Annotated in this window: 18 protein-coding genes; 8 read left to right on the top strand and 10 right to left on the bottom strand. The window is 65.1% G+C overall.

Features of this window, described 5'->3' with window-relative positions:
• Window positions 1–53: 53 nt before the first annotated feature.
• Window positions 54–482 carry a Z-ring associated ZapG family protein gene (locus tag QWY74_RS04715; RefSeq protein WP_264825557.1) on the top strand — a complete coding sequence of 143 codons (429 nt, stop codon included), beginning with the start codon at window positions 54–56 and terminating at the stop codon, window positions 480–482.
• Between the two features lie 43 nt (window positions 483–525).
• Here QWY74_RS04715 and QWY74_RS04710 read toward each other — a convergent pair whose 3' ends face one another.
• Window positions 526–1287 carry a Nif3-like dinuclear metal center hexameric protein gene (locus tag QWY74_RS04710; protein ID WP_264825556.1) on the bottom strand — a complete coding sequence of 254 codons (762 nt, stop codon included), beginning with the start codon at window positions 1285–1287 and terminating at the stop codon, window positions 526–528.
• 97 nt (window positions 1288–1384) lie between these two features.
• Between QWY74_RS04710 and QWY74_RS04705 the strand changes: the two genes are divergently transcribed.
• A complete protein-coding gene (locus QWY74_RS04705) occupies window positions 1385–2710 on the top strand; it encodes a Do family serine endopeptidase (RefSeq protein ID WP_290313896.1) in 1326 nt (441 codons plus the stop codon).
• Window positions 2711–2780: 70 nt separating this feature from the next.
• Here QWY74_RS04705 and hisD read toward each other — a convergent pair whose 3' ends face one another.
• The 9 genes from hisD to QWY74_RS04660 form a co-directional block, all read right to left on the bottom strand.
• Entirely contained in the window at window positions 2781–4103 is a 1323-nt protein-coding gene (gene hisD, locus QWY74_RS04700) for a histidinol dehydrogenase (RefSeq protein WP_264825554.1), read from the bottom strand.
• 34 nt (window positions 4104–4137) lie between these two features.
• Window positions 4138–4791, bottom strand: coding sequence for an ATP phosphoribosyltransferase (gene hisG / locus QWY74_RS04695; protein ID WP_290313895.1), 654 nt, complete (start codon window positions 4789–4791; stop codon window positions 4138–4140).
• 20 nt (window positions 4792–4811) lie between these two features.
• A complete protein-coding gene (gene murA, locus QWY74_RS04690) occupies window positions 4812–6074 on the bottom strand; it encodes a UDP-N-acetylglucosamine 1-carboxyvinyltransferase (protein WP_264825552.1) in 1263 nt (420 codons plus the stop codon).
• 14 nt (window positions 6075–6088) lie between these two features.
• Window positions 6089–6343: a BolA family protein gene (locus tag QWY74_RS04685; RefSeq protein WP_290313893.1), complete on the bottom strand. Its 255-nt coding sequence runs from the start codon at window positions 6341–6343 to the stop codon at window positions 6089–6091.
• A 111-nt stretch (window positions 6344–6454) separates the two neighbouring features.
• Window positions 6455–6796 carry an STAS domain-containing protein gene (locus tag QWY74_RS04680; RefSeq protein ID WP_290313892.1) on the bottom strand — a complete coding sequence of 114 codons (342 nt, stop codon included), beginning with the start codon at window positions 6794–6796 and terminating at the stop codon, window positions 6455–6457.
• Window positions 6793–7443: an MlaC/ttg2D family ABC transporter substrate-binding protein gene (locus tag QWY74_RS04675; protein WP_264825643.1), complete on the bottom strand. Its 651-nt coding sequence runs from the start codon at window positions 7441–7443 to the stop codon at window positions 6793–6795. Before QWY74_RS04675 ends, QWY74_RS04680 begins: the two co-directional genes overlap by 4 nt.
• A 2-nt stretch (window positions 7444–7445) precedes the next feature.
• On the bottom strand, window positions 7446–7913 hold the full coding sequence (gene mlaD / locus QWY74_RS04670) for an outer membrane lipid asymmetry maintenance protein MlaD (protein WP_264825549.1): 468 nt from the start codon (window positions 7911–7913) through the stop codon (window positions 7446–7448).
• Between the two features lie 16 nt (window positions 7914–7929).
• A complete protein-coding gene (mlaE, locus tag QWY74_RS04665) occupies window positions 7930–8712 on the bottom strand; it encodes a lipid asymmetry maintenance ABC transporter permease subunit MlaE (RefSeq protein WP_290313890.1) in 783 nt (260 codons plus the stop codon).
• Window positions 8709–9521, bottom strand: a complete 813-nt coding sequence (locus tag QWY74_RS04660) for an ABC transporter ATP-binding protein (RefSeq protein WP_264825547.1) — start codon at window positions 9519–9521, stop codon at window positions 8709–8711. Before QWY74_RS04660 ends, mlaE begins: the two co-directional genes overlap by 4 nt.
• Window positions 9522–9663: 142 nt before the next feature.
• Here QWY74_RS04660 and QWY74_RS04655 point away from each other — a divergent pair, with 142 nt between their 5' ends.
• Genes QWY74_RS04655 through lptB form a run of 6 tightly spaced genes read left to right on the top strand, consistent with a single transcriptional unit; the run spans window position 9664 to window position 14046 of the window.
• Window positions 9664–10617 (top strand): calcium/sodium antiporter, encoded by a 954-nt coding sequence (locus QWY74_RS04655; protein ID WP_264825546.1) that lies wholly within the window; start codon window positions 9664–9666, stop codon window positions 10615–10617.
• A gap of 38 nt (window positions 10618–10655) precedes the next feature.
• Entirely contained in the window at window positions 10656–11642 is a 987-nt protein-coding gene (locus QWY74_RS04650) for a KpsF/GutQ family sugar-phosphate isomerase (protein WP_264825545.1), read from the top strand.
• 14 nt (window positions 11643–11656) lie between these two features.
• Window positions 11657–12208: a KdsC family phosphatase gene (locus QWY74_RS04645; protein ID WP_290313889.1), complete on the top strand. Its 552-nt coding sequence runs from the start codon at window positions 11657–11659 to the stop codon at window positions 12206–12208.
• Between the two features lie 4 nt (window positions 12209–12212).
• Window positions 12213–12797, top strand: coding sequence for an LPS export ABC transporter periplasmic protein LptC (gene lptC / locus QWY74_RS04640; RefSeq protein WP_264825542.1), 585 nt, complete (start codon window positions 12213–12215; stop codon window positions 12795–12797).
• A complete protein-coding gene (gene lptA, locus QWY74_RS04635) occupies window positions 12794–13324 on the top strand; it encodes a lipopolysaccharide transport periplasmic protein LptA (RefSeq protein WP_264825541.1) in 531 nt (176 codons plus the stop codon). Before lptC ends, lptA begins: the two co-directional genes overlap by 4 nt.
• A complete protein-coding gene (gene lptB, locus QWY74_RS04630; RefSeq protein ID WP_264825540.1) occupies window positions 13321–14046 on the top strand; it encodes an LPS export ABC transporter ATP-binding protein in 726 nt (241 codons plus the stop codon). The genes lptA and lptB overlap by 4 nt, the downstream gene beginning before the upstream one ends.
• Window positions 14047–14172 lie beyond the last annotated feature (126 nt).

Raw genomic sequence — 14172 nt, 5'->3', positions numbered from 1 at the left:
TTTCCCCGATCCATGAACCACGTCAGGCCGAACGACGATACAGGGAGAAGCACGTGGAATTAGGCAACATCAACGAAATGCTGGTCATCGCCTGTTTGCTGGCCGGCGTCGGCATTGGCGCACTGGGTTATCATCTGCTCAATGGCGGCGCGCGAAGTGCCCAGAAATTGCGCAAGCGCCTGGCGGAGCGAGATCGTGAGCTGGCCGAGCTGCGCAGCCAGCTGAGCGAACATTTCGAGCGTGCCGACAACCTCCTCTCGGCCCTGCTGGCGAGTGGGCGCAGCCTCCAGGAGGAGATCCACGACTCGGCAGTGCGCCTGGACTCGCCACAACCCAGCCAGCCGGACTTGAAGCAGGCCGACGAGCAAAAGGATGACGTGGACGCACCGCGCGATTATGCCGATGGCAACCGCGGCACCCTCTCGGAGGATTTCGGTCTCAAATCCGGCCAGACTCCTCCGGCGCAACCCCCCCGCTACTGAATACCGCGATCCTGCCGGCCCTCCCACGTCAGGGGGCCGGCATTCAGGCCGGGTTGTCGATATCCACGAAACGATGCTCGACGCCGAAGCCTTCCGCCAGCCACTCGCCCAGGGCCTGGACGCCATAGCGTTCCGTGGCATGGTGGCCTGCCGCCAGATAGTGAATGCCCATCTCGCGGGCCAGATGCGTGGTGCGTTCGGAGATCTCGCCGGAAATGAAGGCGTCCGCGCCGGCCTCGGCCGCCTGGATGATCATGTCCTGGGCGCCGCCGGTACACCAGGCGACTCGCCGAATGTCACTGGCCCGGGGTGATTCGATGAGCAGTGGCTCGCGGGCCAGCCGCTCGCCGACATGCTGTGCCAGGTCGGTGGCTGTCATGGGCGTCGTGAGCGAACCGTGCCACAGCAGCCCCTGGCCGAGCTCGCCGTCCAGACAGCCGCTGACCTCAAAGCCCAGTCGATCGGCCAGCCTGGCATTGTTGCCCAGTGTCGCATGGGCATCGAGTGGCAGATGGTAGGCCAGCAGGTTGATGTCATGTCCCAGCAGGGTTGCCAGGCGCTGGCGCTTCATGCCGACGACCTGCACCGGTTCGTTCTTCCAGAAATAGCCGTGATGGACCAGCACCATGTCGGCCTGCCAGGCCACGGCTTCGTCCAGCAGTGCCTGGCAGGCCGTGACCCCGGAGAGGACTCGGGTAATCTCGCCTCGACCACTGACCTGGAGGCCATTGGCCGTAAAATCCCTGAAGCCCGCCGCGGCGAGCTCGGTGTCACAGGCGGCGACCAGTTCATCGCGATTCGTCATGCAGCCTCCGGGCGTGGTTGGGGATGAAATGTTACCATCCCGCATTGTAACCAGCGCTTACCCGCCCCGGCGACCAGGCACAAGGAACTTCCTCCGCATGCGACGCGCCCTGCCCTATCTCTGGCCTATCCTGATCGGCGTCCTGGCGGCCATCGTGCTGCTCAACGCCTTTCCCCAGCTACTGGGGCGCCAGGCAAACGATACTCCCGGCGACACGGCTGGCTCGTCAGAACAGGCCCGCCCGGCGCCGGACCTGCGCCAGGCGGCTCCCCTGGCGAGAGGCAGCGGCCCGGTCAGTTACGCCGACGCCGTCGAACGCGCCGCACCGGCGGTGGTCAATATCTATTCGTCGCGCGTGGTCGAGCGCGACTCGCACCCGCTGATGTCGGACCCCTTCTTCCGTCAATTCTTTGGGGATGATGCCCCCAGTCGGGAGCGCATGCTCTCCAGCCTGGGATCCGGGGTGATCGTCAGTGAGCAGGGCTATGTGCTCACCAACAACCATGTCATCCGGGGCGCCGACCAGATCCAGGTCGCCTTGCGTGACGGCCGGGAAACCCTGGCGGAAGTGGTCGGGACCGACCCGGAAAGCGATCTGGCGGTGCTGCGCATCGATCTCGACGACCCCCCGGTGATCGAGCTCAGTGACACCCAGGAGGTCGCGGTCGGCGATGTCTCGCTGGCCATCGGCAACCCCTTCGGCGTGGGCCAGACCGTGACCATGGGCATCATCAGTGCCACCGGCCGCAGCCACCTGGGGTTGAGTGCCTACGAGGACTTCATCCAGACCGATGCCGCCATCAACCCGGGCAATTCCGGGGGCGCCCTGATCGACCCGCAGGGCGCCCTGGTCGGGATCAACACCGCCATCTTCTCGCGCTCCGGTGGCTCCCAGGGCATCGGCTTTGCCATCCCCGCCAACCTGGCCAGCAACATCCTCAAGGAAATCGTCACCAAGGGCCGAGTGATCCGCGGCTGGCTGGGCATCGAGGCTCAGGAGCTGGATGCCGAACTGGCCGCCTCCTTCGGCCTCGAGACCCCCAACGGGGTGGTCATTGCCAATGTCTTGCCCAACGGCCCCGCCGCCCGGGCGGGCCTGCAGCCCGGGGATGTCCTGTTGAAAGTCGACGGTGAGCCCATCCTAGATCCGCGCCAGACCATGAGCGATATCGCCGCCGTCAGGCCCGGCAATGCGTTGCCAGTGACCATCGTGCGCGGTGGCGAGACCCGGCAGGTCACGCTCACCGTGGCCGAGCGCCCGACCCCGAATCGCCCGGTTCCGAGCAGCCCCGACACCCCTGACGAAGCGAAGACCGGCCAGAACACCTCGTCATCGCCGGCGGAAAGCGACGCGGAAGAGCGCCCTGACCCGGCCAACGGCGACACGACCGACAGCGCCACCGCGGCCGGCGAGACGCCCTAGGCCGGCCCTACCCGAAAACAACGATGCCCCGACAGGCGGGGCATCGAAGGGAAACGGGCCGCCGCACCACTCAGTCGCGAATACGGTACTCGGCACTGCGCGCGTGGGCGGTGAGCGACTCGCCCCTGGCCAGCACCGAGGCCGTGGCACCCAGTCGTGAGGCCCCCTGCGCGGAGCAGTGGATCACCGAAGAGCGTTTCTGGAAGTCATGGACGCCCAGCGGCGACGAGAAGCGTGCGGTGCCCGAGGTCGGCAATACGTGGTTGGGTCCGGCGCAGTAATCGCCCAGGGCCTCAGCCGTATGCCGCCCCATAAAGATGGCACCGGCATGGCGCACATCCGACAGCCAGGATTCCGGGCTCGCCACCGACAGCTCGAGGTGCTCCGGCGCAATGCGATTGATCAGGGCCGCGGCTTGTGCCGGATCCTGACAGTGAATCAGGGCGCCGCGATCAGCCAGCGAGGTGCGCACGATCTCCGCCCGCTCCAGGCTGGGCAACTGACGGGCCATGGCCTCGGCCACTTCATCCAGGTGCGCGGCGTCCCAGCTGACCAGAATGGCCTGGGCATCCTCGTCGTGCTCGGCCTGGGAAAACAGGTCCATGGCCAGCCAGTCAGCATCGGTCTGGCCATCCGAGACCACCAGGATCTCGGAGGGACCAGCGATCATGTCGATGCCCACACGACCGAACACGGTGCGCTTGGCGGTCGCCACATAGATATTGCCCGGCCCGACTATCTTGTCGACCCGCGGCACCGTCTCGGTACCATAGGCCAGTGCCGCCACCGCCTGGGCGCCCCCCAGGGTGAAGACATGATCGACACCTGCGAGATAGGCCGCCGCCAGCACGAGGTCATTGAGCACCCCATCCGGGGTCGGCACCACCATGACGATCTCGGCGACGCCGGCGACATGGGCCGGGATGGCATTCATCAGCACCGAGGACGGATAGGCCGCCTTGCCGCCGGGCACATAGATGCCGGCACGATCCAAAGCAGTCACCTGCTGACCCAGCACGGTGCCATCGGCCTCGGTGTACTGCCAGGACGCCGGCTTCTGCTGCTCGTGATAGTGACGAATCCGTTCGGCCGCATGCGCCAGTGCATCGCGCTGTTCGGCCGGCAGGTTGTCATGGGCCTGACGCAGTCGATCGGGGCCCAGCGTCAGCTCGGCCATGCTGCTGACCGCCAGGCGGTCGAAACGATTGCTGTACTCCACCAGGGCGGCATCGCCCCGTTGCCTGACAGCCGAGAGGATTTCATCGACGCGTTGCTGCACCTGGGCATCGGAGACGCCTTCCCAGGCCAGCAGTGCCTCGAGCCGTGACTCGAAGTCCGCGTCGGTGGTGGCCAGGCGGTTGATGGCCAGGCCATTGGCAGGCGCTTCGCTCATGAGATGGGTCCCCTTGCAGGAATGGGTCGCCCGGTCAGGCGCCCTGGGTTTCACGACGACTGGCCACGGCCTCGCTCAACCGGGCGATCAACGGCTTGAGGCGATCGTGCTTCATAGTCATGGCAGCCTTGTTGACCACCAGACGGGTACTGATCGAGGCAATCAGTTCGCGCGGTTCCATACCATTGGCGCGCAGGGTATTGCCGGTATCGACGATGTCGACGATCTCGTCGGCCAGATTCATCAACGGCGCCAGCTCCATGGCCCCGTACAGCTTGATGACCTCGGCCTGAACGCCCTGCTGCGCATAGTAGCGCCGCGCCACATCGACAAACTTGGTCGCGACCCGCCGCCTTGCCTGACTGGGCGCGGCGCCGCTGATGCCCGCGGTCATCAGCTTGCAGCGGGCAATGTCCAGGTCCAGCGGCTCATACAGCCCTTCGGCTCCATGCTCGAGCAGCACATCCTTGCCGGCCACCCCGACATCCGCGGCGCCCAGCTGGACGTAGGTCGGCACATCGGTGGCCCGGATCACCACCAGCTTGACGTCCGGCAGGTTGGTGTCGAAAAGCAGTTTGCGACTCGAGCCGAGGTCCTCGGCCGGTGTAATGCCGGCATCCGCCAGCAGCGGCAGCGTCTCGTCGAGGATGCGCCCCTTGGAAAGGGCCAGGATCAATTGCTTGCTCATGGTATTGCCCGTTGTCGACTTCAGCCCGGTACGCGGCGAATCTTCGCACCCAGCAGTTGCAGCTTCTCCTCGATGCACTCATAACCACGATCGATGTGATAGATGCGGTCCACCAGTGTCTCGCCGGCCGCCATCATGGCGACGATCACCAGCGAGGCCGAGGCACGTAGGTCGGTTGCCATCACCGGAGCGCCCGAGAGGCTCTCCACTCCCGTGATCATCGCCGTATTGCCTTCCAGCGCAATATCGGCGCCCATGCGGTTGAGTTCCTGCACATGCATGAAGCGATTCTCGAAAATGGTCTCGACCACCCGCGAGGTGCCCTCGGCCACGGCATTCATGGCCACGAACTGGGCCTGCATGTCGGTGGGAAAGGCCGGATAGGGCGCCGTGCGGATACTCACGGCCCTGGGCCGCTTGCCATGCATGTCCAGCGCGATCCAGTCGTCGGCGTGTGTGACCGTGGCGCCGGCCTCCTCGAGCTTGGCGAGCACGGCATCCAGCAGGTCGGCGCGGGTATTGCGCACCCTCACCCGCCCTCGCGACAGTGCTGCCGCGACCAGGAAGGTACCGGTCTCGATGCGATCGGGCATGACATCATGCTCGGCAGCATGCAACCGCTCGACACCGTGGATGGTGATGGTGTCGGTACCCTGGCCGCGGATATCCGCCCCCATTTTGATCAGGCATTCGGCGAGATCCACCACCTCGGGCTCGCGGGCGGCATTCTCGAGGACGGTGGTGCCCTCGGCCAGGGTGGCGGCCATCAGCAGGTTTTCGGTGCCGGTCACGGTGACCGTATCGAAGAAGATGGTCGCGCCCTTGAGGCGCCCCGCCACCCGGGCACGGATGTAGCCGCTTTCGACCCGGATCTCGGCGCCCATGGCCTCGAGGCCACGCAAATGCAGGTCCACCGGGCGCGAGCCAATAGCGCAGCCGCCGGGCAGGGACACGTCCGCCTTGCCGAAGTGGGCGAGCAAGGGGCCCAGCACTAGGATGGAGGCACGCATCTTCTTGACCAGCTCATAGGGCGCATGACAGTCCGTCACCTGGGAGCCATCCAGCTGGATACTCATCTGCTCCCCCATGACTGGTTGCACACCCATGTGGCCCAGCAGCTCAAGGGTCGTGGTGATATCCTGCAAGTGCGGAAGATTGCCGATGGTCACAGGCTCATCCGCCAGCAGGGTCGCGCAGAGAATCGGCAGCGCCGCATTCTTGGCACCACTTGCCCAGACCTCTCCGTCGACGGAGCCACCCCCGGTAATGATCAGCTTGTCCATGTTTGGGTCGACCCTCAGGCCCCCTTGCTCTCGGTGGCGGCTTGCCACTGCTGCGGGGTATAAGTACGAATGGTAATGGCGTGAAGCGCGCCGGAAGCGATCTCGTCGGACAGCGCGCCATAGACGAGTTGCTGACGCTTGACGCGTGACAGACCGTCAAAGACATCTCCCACGGCGGTCACCTGAAAGTCGCAACCCTCGCCCTGAATGTGAAACTCGCAGTTGTCGATGCGGCTTTCGAGAAGCGCCTTGACGTCACTGGGATGCATGGAATCCTCGCTTTTCGATGTCGTCGGTGATGGCACCACATAAAAATGTCAGCGCTATTGTGCCGACATGGTAAAGAAAAGCAGGGCATTTGGCGATGACGCAGCGCCGCTTTACCCCTTCGATGCAGCGGACGCGCCGGGCAGGAGGCTATCCAGTTCTGCCACTTCCGTCAGGCGCGCCAGAGGGGCGGAAAGGCGAACACTGGTCACGGCCAGCCCGCTGCGGCTGGCCTGGCGAAGCCACTCCAGCAGCATGCTGACCGCCGCACTGCTGACGGTGTCAACTCCGCGCAGATCCAAGGCCACGTCAGCGCCCCGCCGGCAGGCATCCAGCCATTCGCGGCCGGCAGCGGCCAGCGCCGCCGCCCCCTCGAAGTCGACACTGCCGGTCACACTCAGGGTGTTGCCATCGGCCACGAGCCGATTGCTACCGTCCTCGAGCAGGACGCTCACTCGCCTTTCTCCAGCTCGTCGACAGCAAGCTCGGGGGCCCAGCCATTGATGACCGCATCATAGTCTCGATTCTGATCGCGCATGGCCTGGTCGAACTGGTTGCGGAACGTCAGTCCCAGATTGATGCCGTTTACGATGACATTGACCACCTTCCACTGCCCGTCATCCAGGCGCATAGTGTAACTGATCGGGTAGACGGTGCCGTCGCTGCCCACCACTTCCATGCCGACGCTGGCCTGGTCATCGTAACGCGCGCCCTGCTGGGCATCGGGCACGCGAATTTCGCGATAATCGAAGGTCACAAGCCCCCTGGAATAGGTGTCGATCAGGGTCTGGCGAAACGTTTCGACAAAGCGCGAACGCTGCTGGGGCGTGGCATTACCGAAATAGCGCCCCATGACACTGGCACCGATGTAACGAAAGTCCGCCACGTCGGCCAGGTTGCTCTCGACGACCTGTTCCAGTTCTTCCGGGTGCTGGGCAAAGTGATCCTTACGTCCCTCGATCTTCTCCATCAGCGCATCGACACTGTCGCGAATCAGCGCTTCCGGACTATCGGCCTGCTGCGCCAGGGCCGGCATGGCCGCGAGCGACAACAGCAACATCATGACGCCGGCACGCAGCCCGGCCATGGAAACCTTCAACATCATCATCCCTCCGAAGCCATGTTGGACACAAACTGCTGGATCAACTCCTCAAGCACCAGTGCCGATTGGGTATCGCGAATACGCTCACCATCACTCAGGGTCTCGGGGGCGCCGCCCACCGAGAGACCGATGTACTGCTCGCCCAGCAGCCCGGAGGTCAGAATCGCCGCCGTGCTGTCCTCGGGCAGGGTGTCTTCCAGGTCACCATCGAGCTCCATGACCACATGGGCGTCATACCAGTCGGTATCCAGCTCGATACTTTCCACCCGCCCCACTGTCACGCCGGCCATGGTCACCCGAGCACGCGGTTTCAGGCCGCCGATGTTGGCGAAGTTGGCATGCAGCTCGAACCGGCTCTCCGGCGTGTCCAGGCTCAGGCCACTGACCCTCAGGCCCAGGAACACCAGCCCGGCGATACCGGCCAGCATGAACAGCCCGACGCCGAGCTCCATTGTCTTGCTACGCTTCATTGCGTCTCTCCGAACATCAGGACAAGCCTCCGAACATGACGGCTGTCAGCAGGAAATCCAGCCCCAGCACCGCCAGGGAGGCATATACCACCGTGCGCGTGGTGGCCCGCGAAATACCTTCCGAGGTGGGCACCAGTGCATAGCCCTGGTAGACCGCGATCCAGGTGACCACCAGGGCAAAGACCAGACTCTTGACCAGGCCATTGCCCACATCGCCGATGAAGTCGACGCTGGCCTGCATGTTGCCCCAGTAGGAGCCCTCGAACACGCCCAGCCACTGAACGCCGACCAACTGCCCGCCCCAGATACCGACCACACCAAAGCCGATGGTCAACAGCGGCAGGGCCACAAAGCCGGCCCACAAGCGCGGCGCCACGACGCGGCGCAAGGGGTCGACACCGATCATTTCCATGCTGGTGAGCTGCTCGGTCGCCTTCATCAGACCGATCTCGGCGGTCAAGGCCGAACCCGCCCGGCCGGCAAACAGCAGGGCCGCCACCACCGGTGCCAGCTCGCGCAGCAGTGACAGCGCCACCATCTGACCCAGGGCATCCTCGGCCCCGAAATCGACCAGAATGGTGTAGCCCTGCAGTGCCAGCACCATGCCGATGAACAGCCCCGACACCAGCACGATGGCCAGCGACAGCACGCCCACAAAATGCACCTGATGAAGCCACAGCCGCACCCCCTCCAGCGAGGGGATGCCGAACATTGACTGCACCAGGAAAATACCGGCATCACCCAGGCTTTCCAGGGACCGGCAGCCCCAGCGGCCCAGCTGGTGAACACGCTCGATCATCGCACCCCTCCGGATCCCATCAGGTCGGCATGAAAGGCCGGACCAGGATAGTGGAAAGGTACCGGGCCATCGGGCTCACCATGCACGAACTGGCGCACTCGAGCGTCCTGTTCCACGTCCAGGCTATCGGGCGTGCCATGTGCCATGACCTGGCCATCGGCAATGACATAGACGTGATCGGCGATGGAAAGAGTTTCCTTGATGTCATGCGACACCACGATCGCGGTCAGGCCGAGGGCATCATTGAGGCGTCGGATCAGCTGTACCAGCACCCCCATGGAAATCGGGTCCTGACCGACGAAGGGCTCATCATACAGGATCAGCTCCGGATCCAGTGCAAGGGCGCGCGCCAGGGCCACGCGTCGCGCCATGCCGCCGGAGAGCTCGGCCGGCGTCAGCTCGCGCGCGCCGCGCAGCCCCACGGCCTGCAACTTGAGCAACACCAGGTCGCGAATCATCGACTCCGGCAGGTCGGTGTGCACGCGCAGCGGAAAGGCGACATTTTCGTAGACATCCAGGTCCGAGAAGAGTGCCCCGCTCTGAAAGAGCATGCCCATGCGACGCCGAAGGCTGAAGAGTGCCTTGCGCGACAGACGGTGCACATCCTCGCCATCGATCAGCACACGACCGGCATCCGGCGACAACTGCCCGCCGATCAACTTCAGCAGGGTTGTCTTGCCGGTACCACTGGGCCCCATAATGGCGGTCATCTTGTTGGGCAGGATGGCCATGTCGATGCCCCGAAAGATCGACGTATCGCCGCGCGCGTAGTGCAGGCCCTCGACTTCAACGAAGGGAGTGTCGGTCATCCGTCTGTGTTCCTGAGGGTAATTATCGAACATCGTATCCTAACTGGGTCGTGACGCGCCAGCACCCACCTCTTCGGCTTGCGCCGGCTCAGCGGAGGATGTTCAATGGAGCACTTTTTCCACCCTGGATCCTCGACCCGCCATGCTGATTCCCGCCCTGCTTGTCGTCCTCGGCCTTGTCGGCCTGCTGTGGAGTGCCGACCGCTTCGTGGGCGCCGCCGCCGCCACGGCTTACCGCGCCGGCATGAGCACCCTGCTGGTCGGGATGACCATTGTCTCGATCGGCACCTCGGCCCCGGAAATCGTGGTCTCGCTGATGGCCTCGCTGGACGGCGTGCCTAACCTGGCTACCGGCAATGCGCTGGGCTCCAACATTGCCAATATAGGCCTGGTACTGGGTATCACCGCCCTGGTGGTACCCATACCGGTGCGCTTCTCCATCGTGCGCAAGGAACTGCCCCTGCTGCTCGCCGCCACCGGGCTGGCCGGCTATGCGCTGTCCAATGGCCAGTTGGACCGTCTGGATGGCCTGCTGTTGGTAGCACTACTGGTGTTCAGCCTGTGGTGGCTGTTCCGCGCCGACACCCCGGGAGTGGCAGACGCCGGCTCCGAGATACCCGACATGTCGCTGCTCCGTGCCCTGGTGTGGCTAAGCCTGACCCTGGCGATCATGGTCGCCAGCTCGCGCGCCCTGGTGTGGGGCGCCAGCGAGATTGCTCGGGGCTTCGGCATCAGCGAGCTGGTCATCGGCCTGACCATCGTCGCCATCGGCACCAGCCTGCCCGAGCTGTCCGCCTGTGTGGCCAGCGCCCTGAAGCGCCACCACGATCTGGCCATCGGCAATGTCATCGGCTCCAACCTCTTCAACATGCTGGCCGTGCTGCCGATTCCCGCCCTGCTGCGGCCGGGCGCCACCGATCCGGCGGCGGCCGGCCGCGACTATCCGGTCATGCTGCTGTTGACCCTGGCACTAGGCATGCTACTGCTCTGGCAGCGCCGCGGGTACATTCAACGGCTACCCGGTGCCCTGCTGGCCGCTACTTATGCCGGTTACCTGATCTGGCTAGGTAGCCAGCACATCACCGTAGGCGCTTGAGCCTTGAGAGAATCGCCGCGAAGGGCAACAATCACACCATGACTGACGCCACCACCACTTCCGCTCTGCTGCGAGCCAGCGCCGTACGCACCCTGACCCTGGAACAACAGGCGATCGGCGCCCTGATCGAGCATCTCGATGAGGATTTCGATCACGCTTGCCGGCTGATCCTGGACTGTCCCGGTCGCGTGATCGTGACCGGCATGGGCAAGTCGGGCCACATCGGTGGCAAGATCGCCGCCACGCTCGCCAGTACCGGCTCGCCGGCCTTTTTCGTGCACCCCGGCGAAGCCAGCCACGGCGACCTGGGGATGATCACCCCCGGCGATGTGGTGCTGGCACTCTCCAACTCGGGCGAGACCGCTGAGGTCACGGCGCTGCTGCCGTTGCTGAAACGCCTGGGCACCCCCTTGATCAGCATGACCGGGCGACCCCACTCCACGCTCGGCCGCCATGCTGACGCGCACTTGTTTGCCGGTGTCGAGCGCGAGGCATGCCCGCTGGATCTGGCCCCCACATCCTCGACCACAGCCGCCCTGGCCCTGGGTGACGCCCTGTCCGTGGCCTTGCTGGAAGCCCGCGGTTTTACAGCCGAGGACTTCGCCCTGTCGCACCCCGGCGGCAGTCTCGGCAAGCGCCTGCTGCTGCGGGTGTCGGACCTCATGCACCACGGCAGCCGACTGCCCCGCGTCGCCTCGGGTAGCCCCTTGCGTGACGCCCTGCTGGAAATCACCCGCCAGGGACTGGGCTTTACCTGTGTCGTCGATCCGCAGGATTACCTGGTGGGGGTCTACACCGACGGCGATCTGCGTCGTACCCTGGACCACCATGCCGATCTGAGCCAACTCCGGGTCGACGATGTCATGACCGTGCCGGGCAAGCGCATTTCTCCCGACATCCTGGCCGCCGAGGCCGTGCGCATCATGGAAGACAACCGCATCACCGCCCTGGCCGTGGTGGACCCGGCAGGCCATCCGGTCGGCGCCCTGCACATGCACGACCTGCTGGCCAGCGGCGTCATCTGATCACTGGAGTTGCCATGCACACCACGACATCCAACGCCTCCCTGCTCGAGCGCATGGCCGGCGTGAAGCTGCTCGCGCTCGACGTGGACGGCGTGCTTTCCGATGGGCGTCTGTATTTTCAGGCCGACGACATGGAGACCAAAGCCTTCCATACCCTCGACGGCCAGGGCCTCAAGCTGCTCCAGCAAAGCGGAGTCAGCGTGGCCCTGATCACCGGCCGCGAATCCCCGATGGTCACCCGACGGGCCGAGGCCCTGGGCATCCACCACCTTCACCAGGGCATCAAGCGCAAGCTTTCGGTTCTGCAGCAGCTGGGCCAAGAGCTCGGAGTGGCGCTTGAACAGATGGCCTATTGCGGCGACGACCTGCCGGACCTGGCGCCCATCCACCAGTGCGGCGTGGGCATCACGGTACCCAACGCACCGCCCTATATCCGCGAACACGCGGACTGGGTCACCGAACGCCAGGGCGGCCATGGCGCTGTTCGCGAAATCTGCGATGCGCTCCTCCAGGCCCGGGGGCAATGGGACGCCATTGTCAGCCGCTACCTGAATGACCAGGCGTGATGACATGCGACTCCCGCGCCCCGGCTTTCGCACCTGGCTGTTCCTGCTGCTGTTGCTGCTGGGCGCCGGCCTGACCCTGCTCGACCAGCGTCAGAGCGAACCGCCCGGCCCGGTGCCGCCGAGCCGTTCGGGCGAGCCCGATTACTACATCGAGGACCTCAGGGCCACGCGTTACGATGCCCAGGGACGCCCGCATCAGCAGCTCCAGGCGCCACGCCTGTCGCATACCCCGGTCGACGACGTCACCCGGCTGCAGAGTCCGACCCTTCGTCTGCGCGATGACAGCGGTCGCCACTGGACTGCCAGCGCCGACCGGGGCCGGCTGGACAGCGGCGGCGCGCCCTTGAGCCTAACCGGCAATGTCCGCCTGGAAGCCCCGCAGGAGCACTGGCAATTGACCACCCGCTCGCTGCACTATAATGCCGACACCGCCCACGCCTGGAGCGAGGCACCGGTCACGCTGCGTCAGGCCGTTCAACGCATGCAGGCCGAGCGCTTTGATGCCTGGCTCGATGACAATCGTGTCCGGCTGACCGACAATGTCCGCGGCCACCACCCGCCGGCAACCGACGAGGACCCCGAGCCATGATGCGAACGCCCCTCGCCCCCCTGCTGGGCCTGGCCATGACAATCTTCCTGGCCTGCGCGCCTGCGGCGCTGGCCCTGGAAGGCGATGCCAGCGCCCCCATTCAGGTGGAGGCCGATCGCCTGGACCTGGACGATCGCGCTGGTACCGCCGTCTATCAGGGTAATGTGCGCATTCAGCAGGGCAGCATGAAACTCCAGGGCGAACGCGTGGAAATTCGCCGCAATGAGGCCGGGCAGCTGGCCCGCGCCATCGCCACCGGCAACCGCGCCTACATCGAGCAGCAGCCCCAGCCGAATGCCGACCTGGTCCAGGGCTGGGCGAGGCGGATCGTCTACCATGTCGCCGAGCGCCGCCTTGAACTAGTCGACCGGGCGGAACTACACAAGGGCGATGACACCTTTCAGGGCGGCTATCTGCAATACTTCCTGGACCGCCGGGTGGTCCAGGCGCGCTCCTCGGCGGAGGGCGTGGATGACAATCAGCGCGTGCGCATGACCCTGGAACCCGAACAACAGAGTGACCCATGAAGACGCTGCATGCCCGCCATCTGGCCAAGAGCTACAAGCGCCGCCGGGTCGTCCAGGACATCAGCCTGGCCATCGGCCAGGGCCAGGTGATCGGCCTGCTGGGCCCCAACGGCGCCGGCAAGACCACCTCCTTCTACATGATCGTGGGACTCGTGCGTGCCGACGCCGGCGAGGTCGCCATCGATGACCGCGACCTGTCACGTGCCGCCATGCACGAACGGGCTCGAGCCGGCATCGGTTACCTGCCCCAGGAAGCTTCGATCTTTCGCAAGCTGAGCGTTGCCGACAACATCATGGCGATACTCGAGACACGCAAGGACCTCGACCGCAACGGTCGTCGCCAGCGTCTGGAGGTCCTGCTCGAGGACTTTCACGTCACTCACATCCGCGACAACGCCGGCATGAGCCTCTCGGGCGGCGAACGCCGACGAGTGGAAATCGCCCGGGCACTGGCCACCGAGCCGGATTTCATCCTGCTGGACGAACCCTTTGCCGGGGTGGATCCGATCTCGGTCGGCGAAATCAAGGGCATCATTCGCCAGCTCAAGGCGCGTGGCATCGGCGTGCTGATCACCGATCACAATGTGCGAGAGACACTGGACATCTGCGACGCTGCCTACATCGTCGGCGACGGCCAGATCATTGCCCAGGGGGATGCCGAGAGCATCCTGGCCAACCAACGGGTACGCGACGTCTACCTGGGGCAGGATTTTCGTCTCTAGCGCCCGGTATGCCGCACCAGGCGCCACCTTCCACCCAACGGCAGAAGGCTTCTGGCCCGCGTCTTGCATGGGCGAAGCCTTCGCAGTAACGTGACAGGTCAAGCCTCACTACACGGACCCCTGTCT

It is taken from the genome of Halomonas almeriensis (assembly GCF_030409235.1).
Taxonomy (GTDB): domain Bacteria; phylum Pseudomonadota; class Gammaproteobacteria; order Pseudomonadales; family Halomonadaceae; genus Halomonas; species Halomonas almeriensis.
This window is presented reverse-complemented; position numbering and strand designations above follow the sequence as displayed.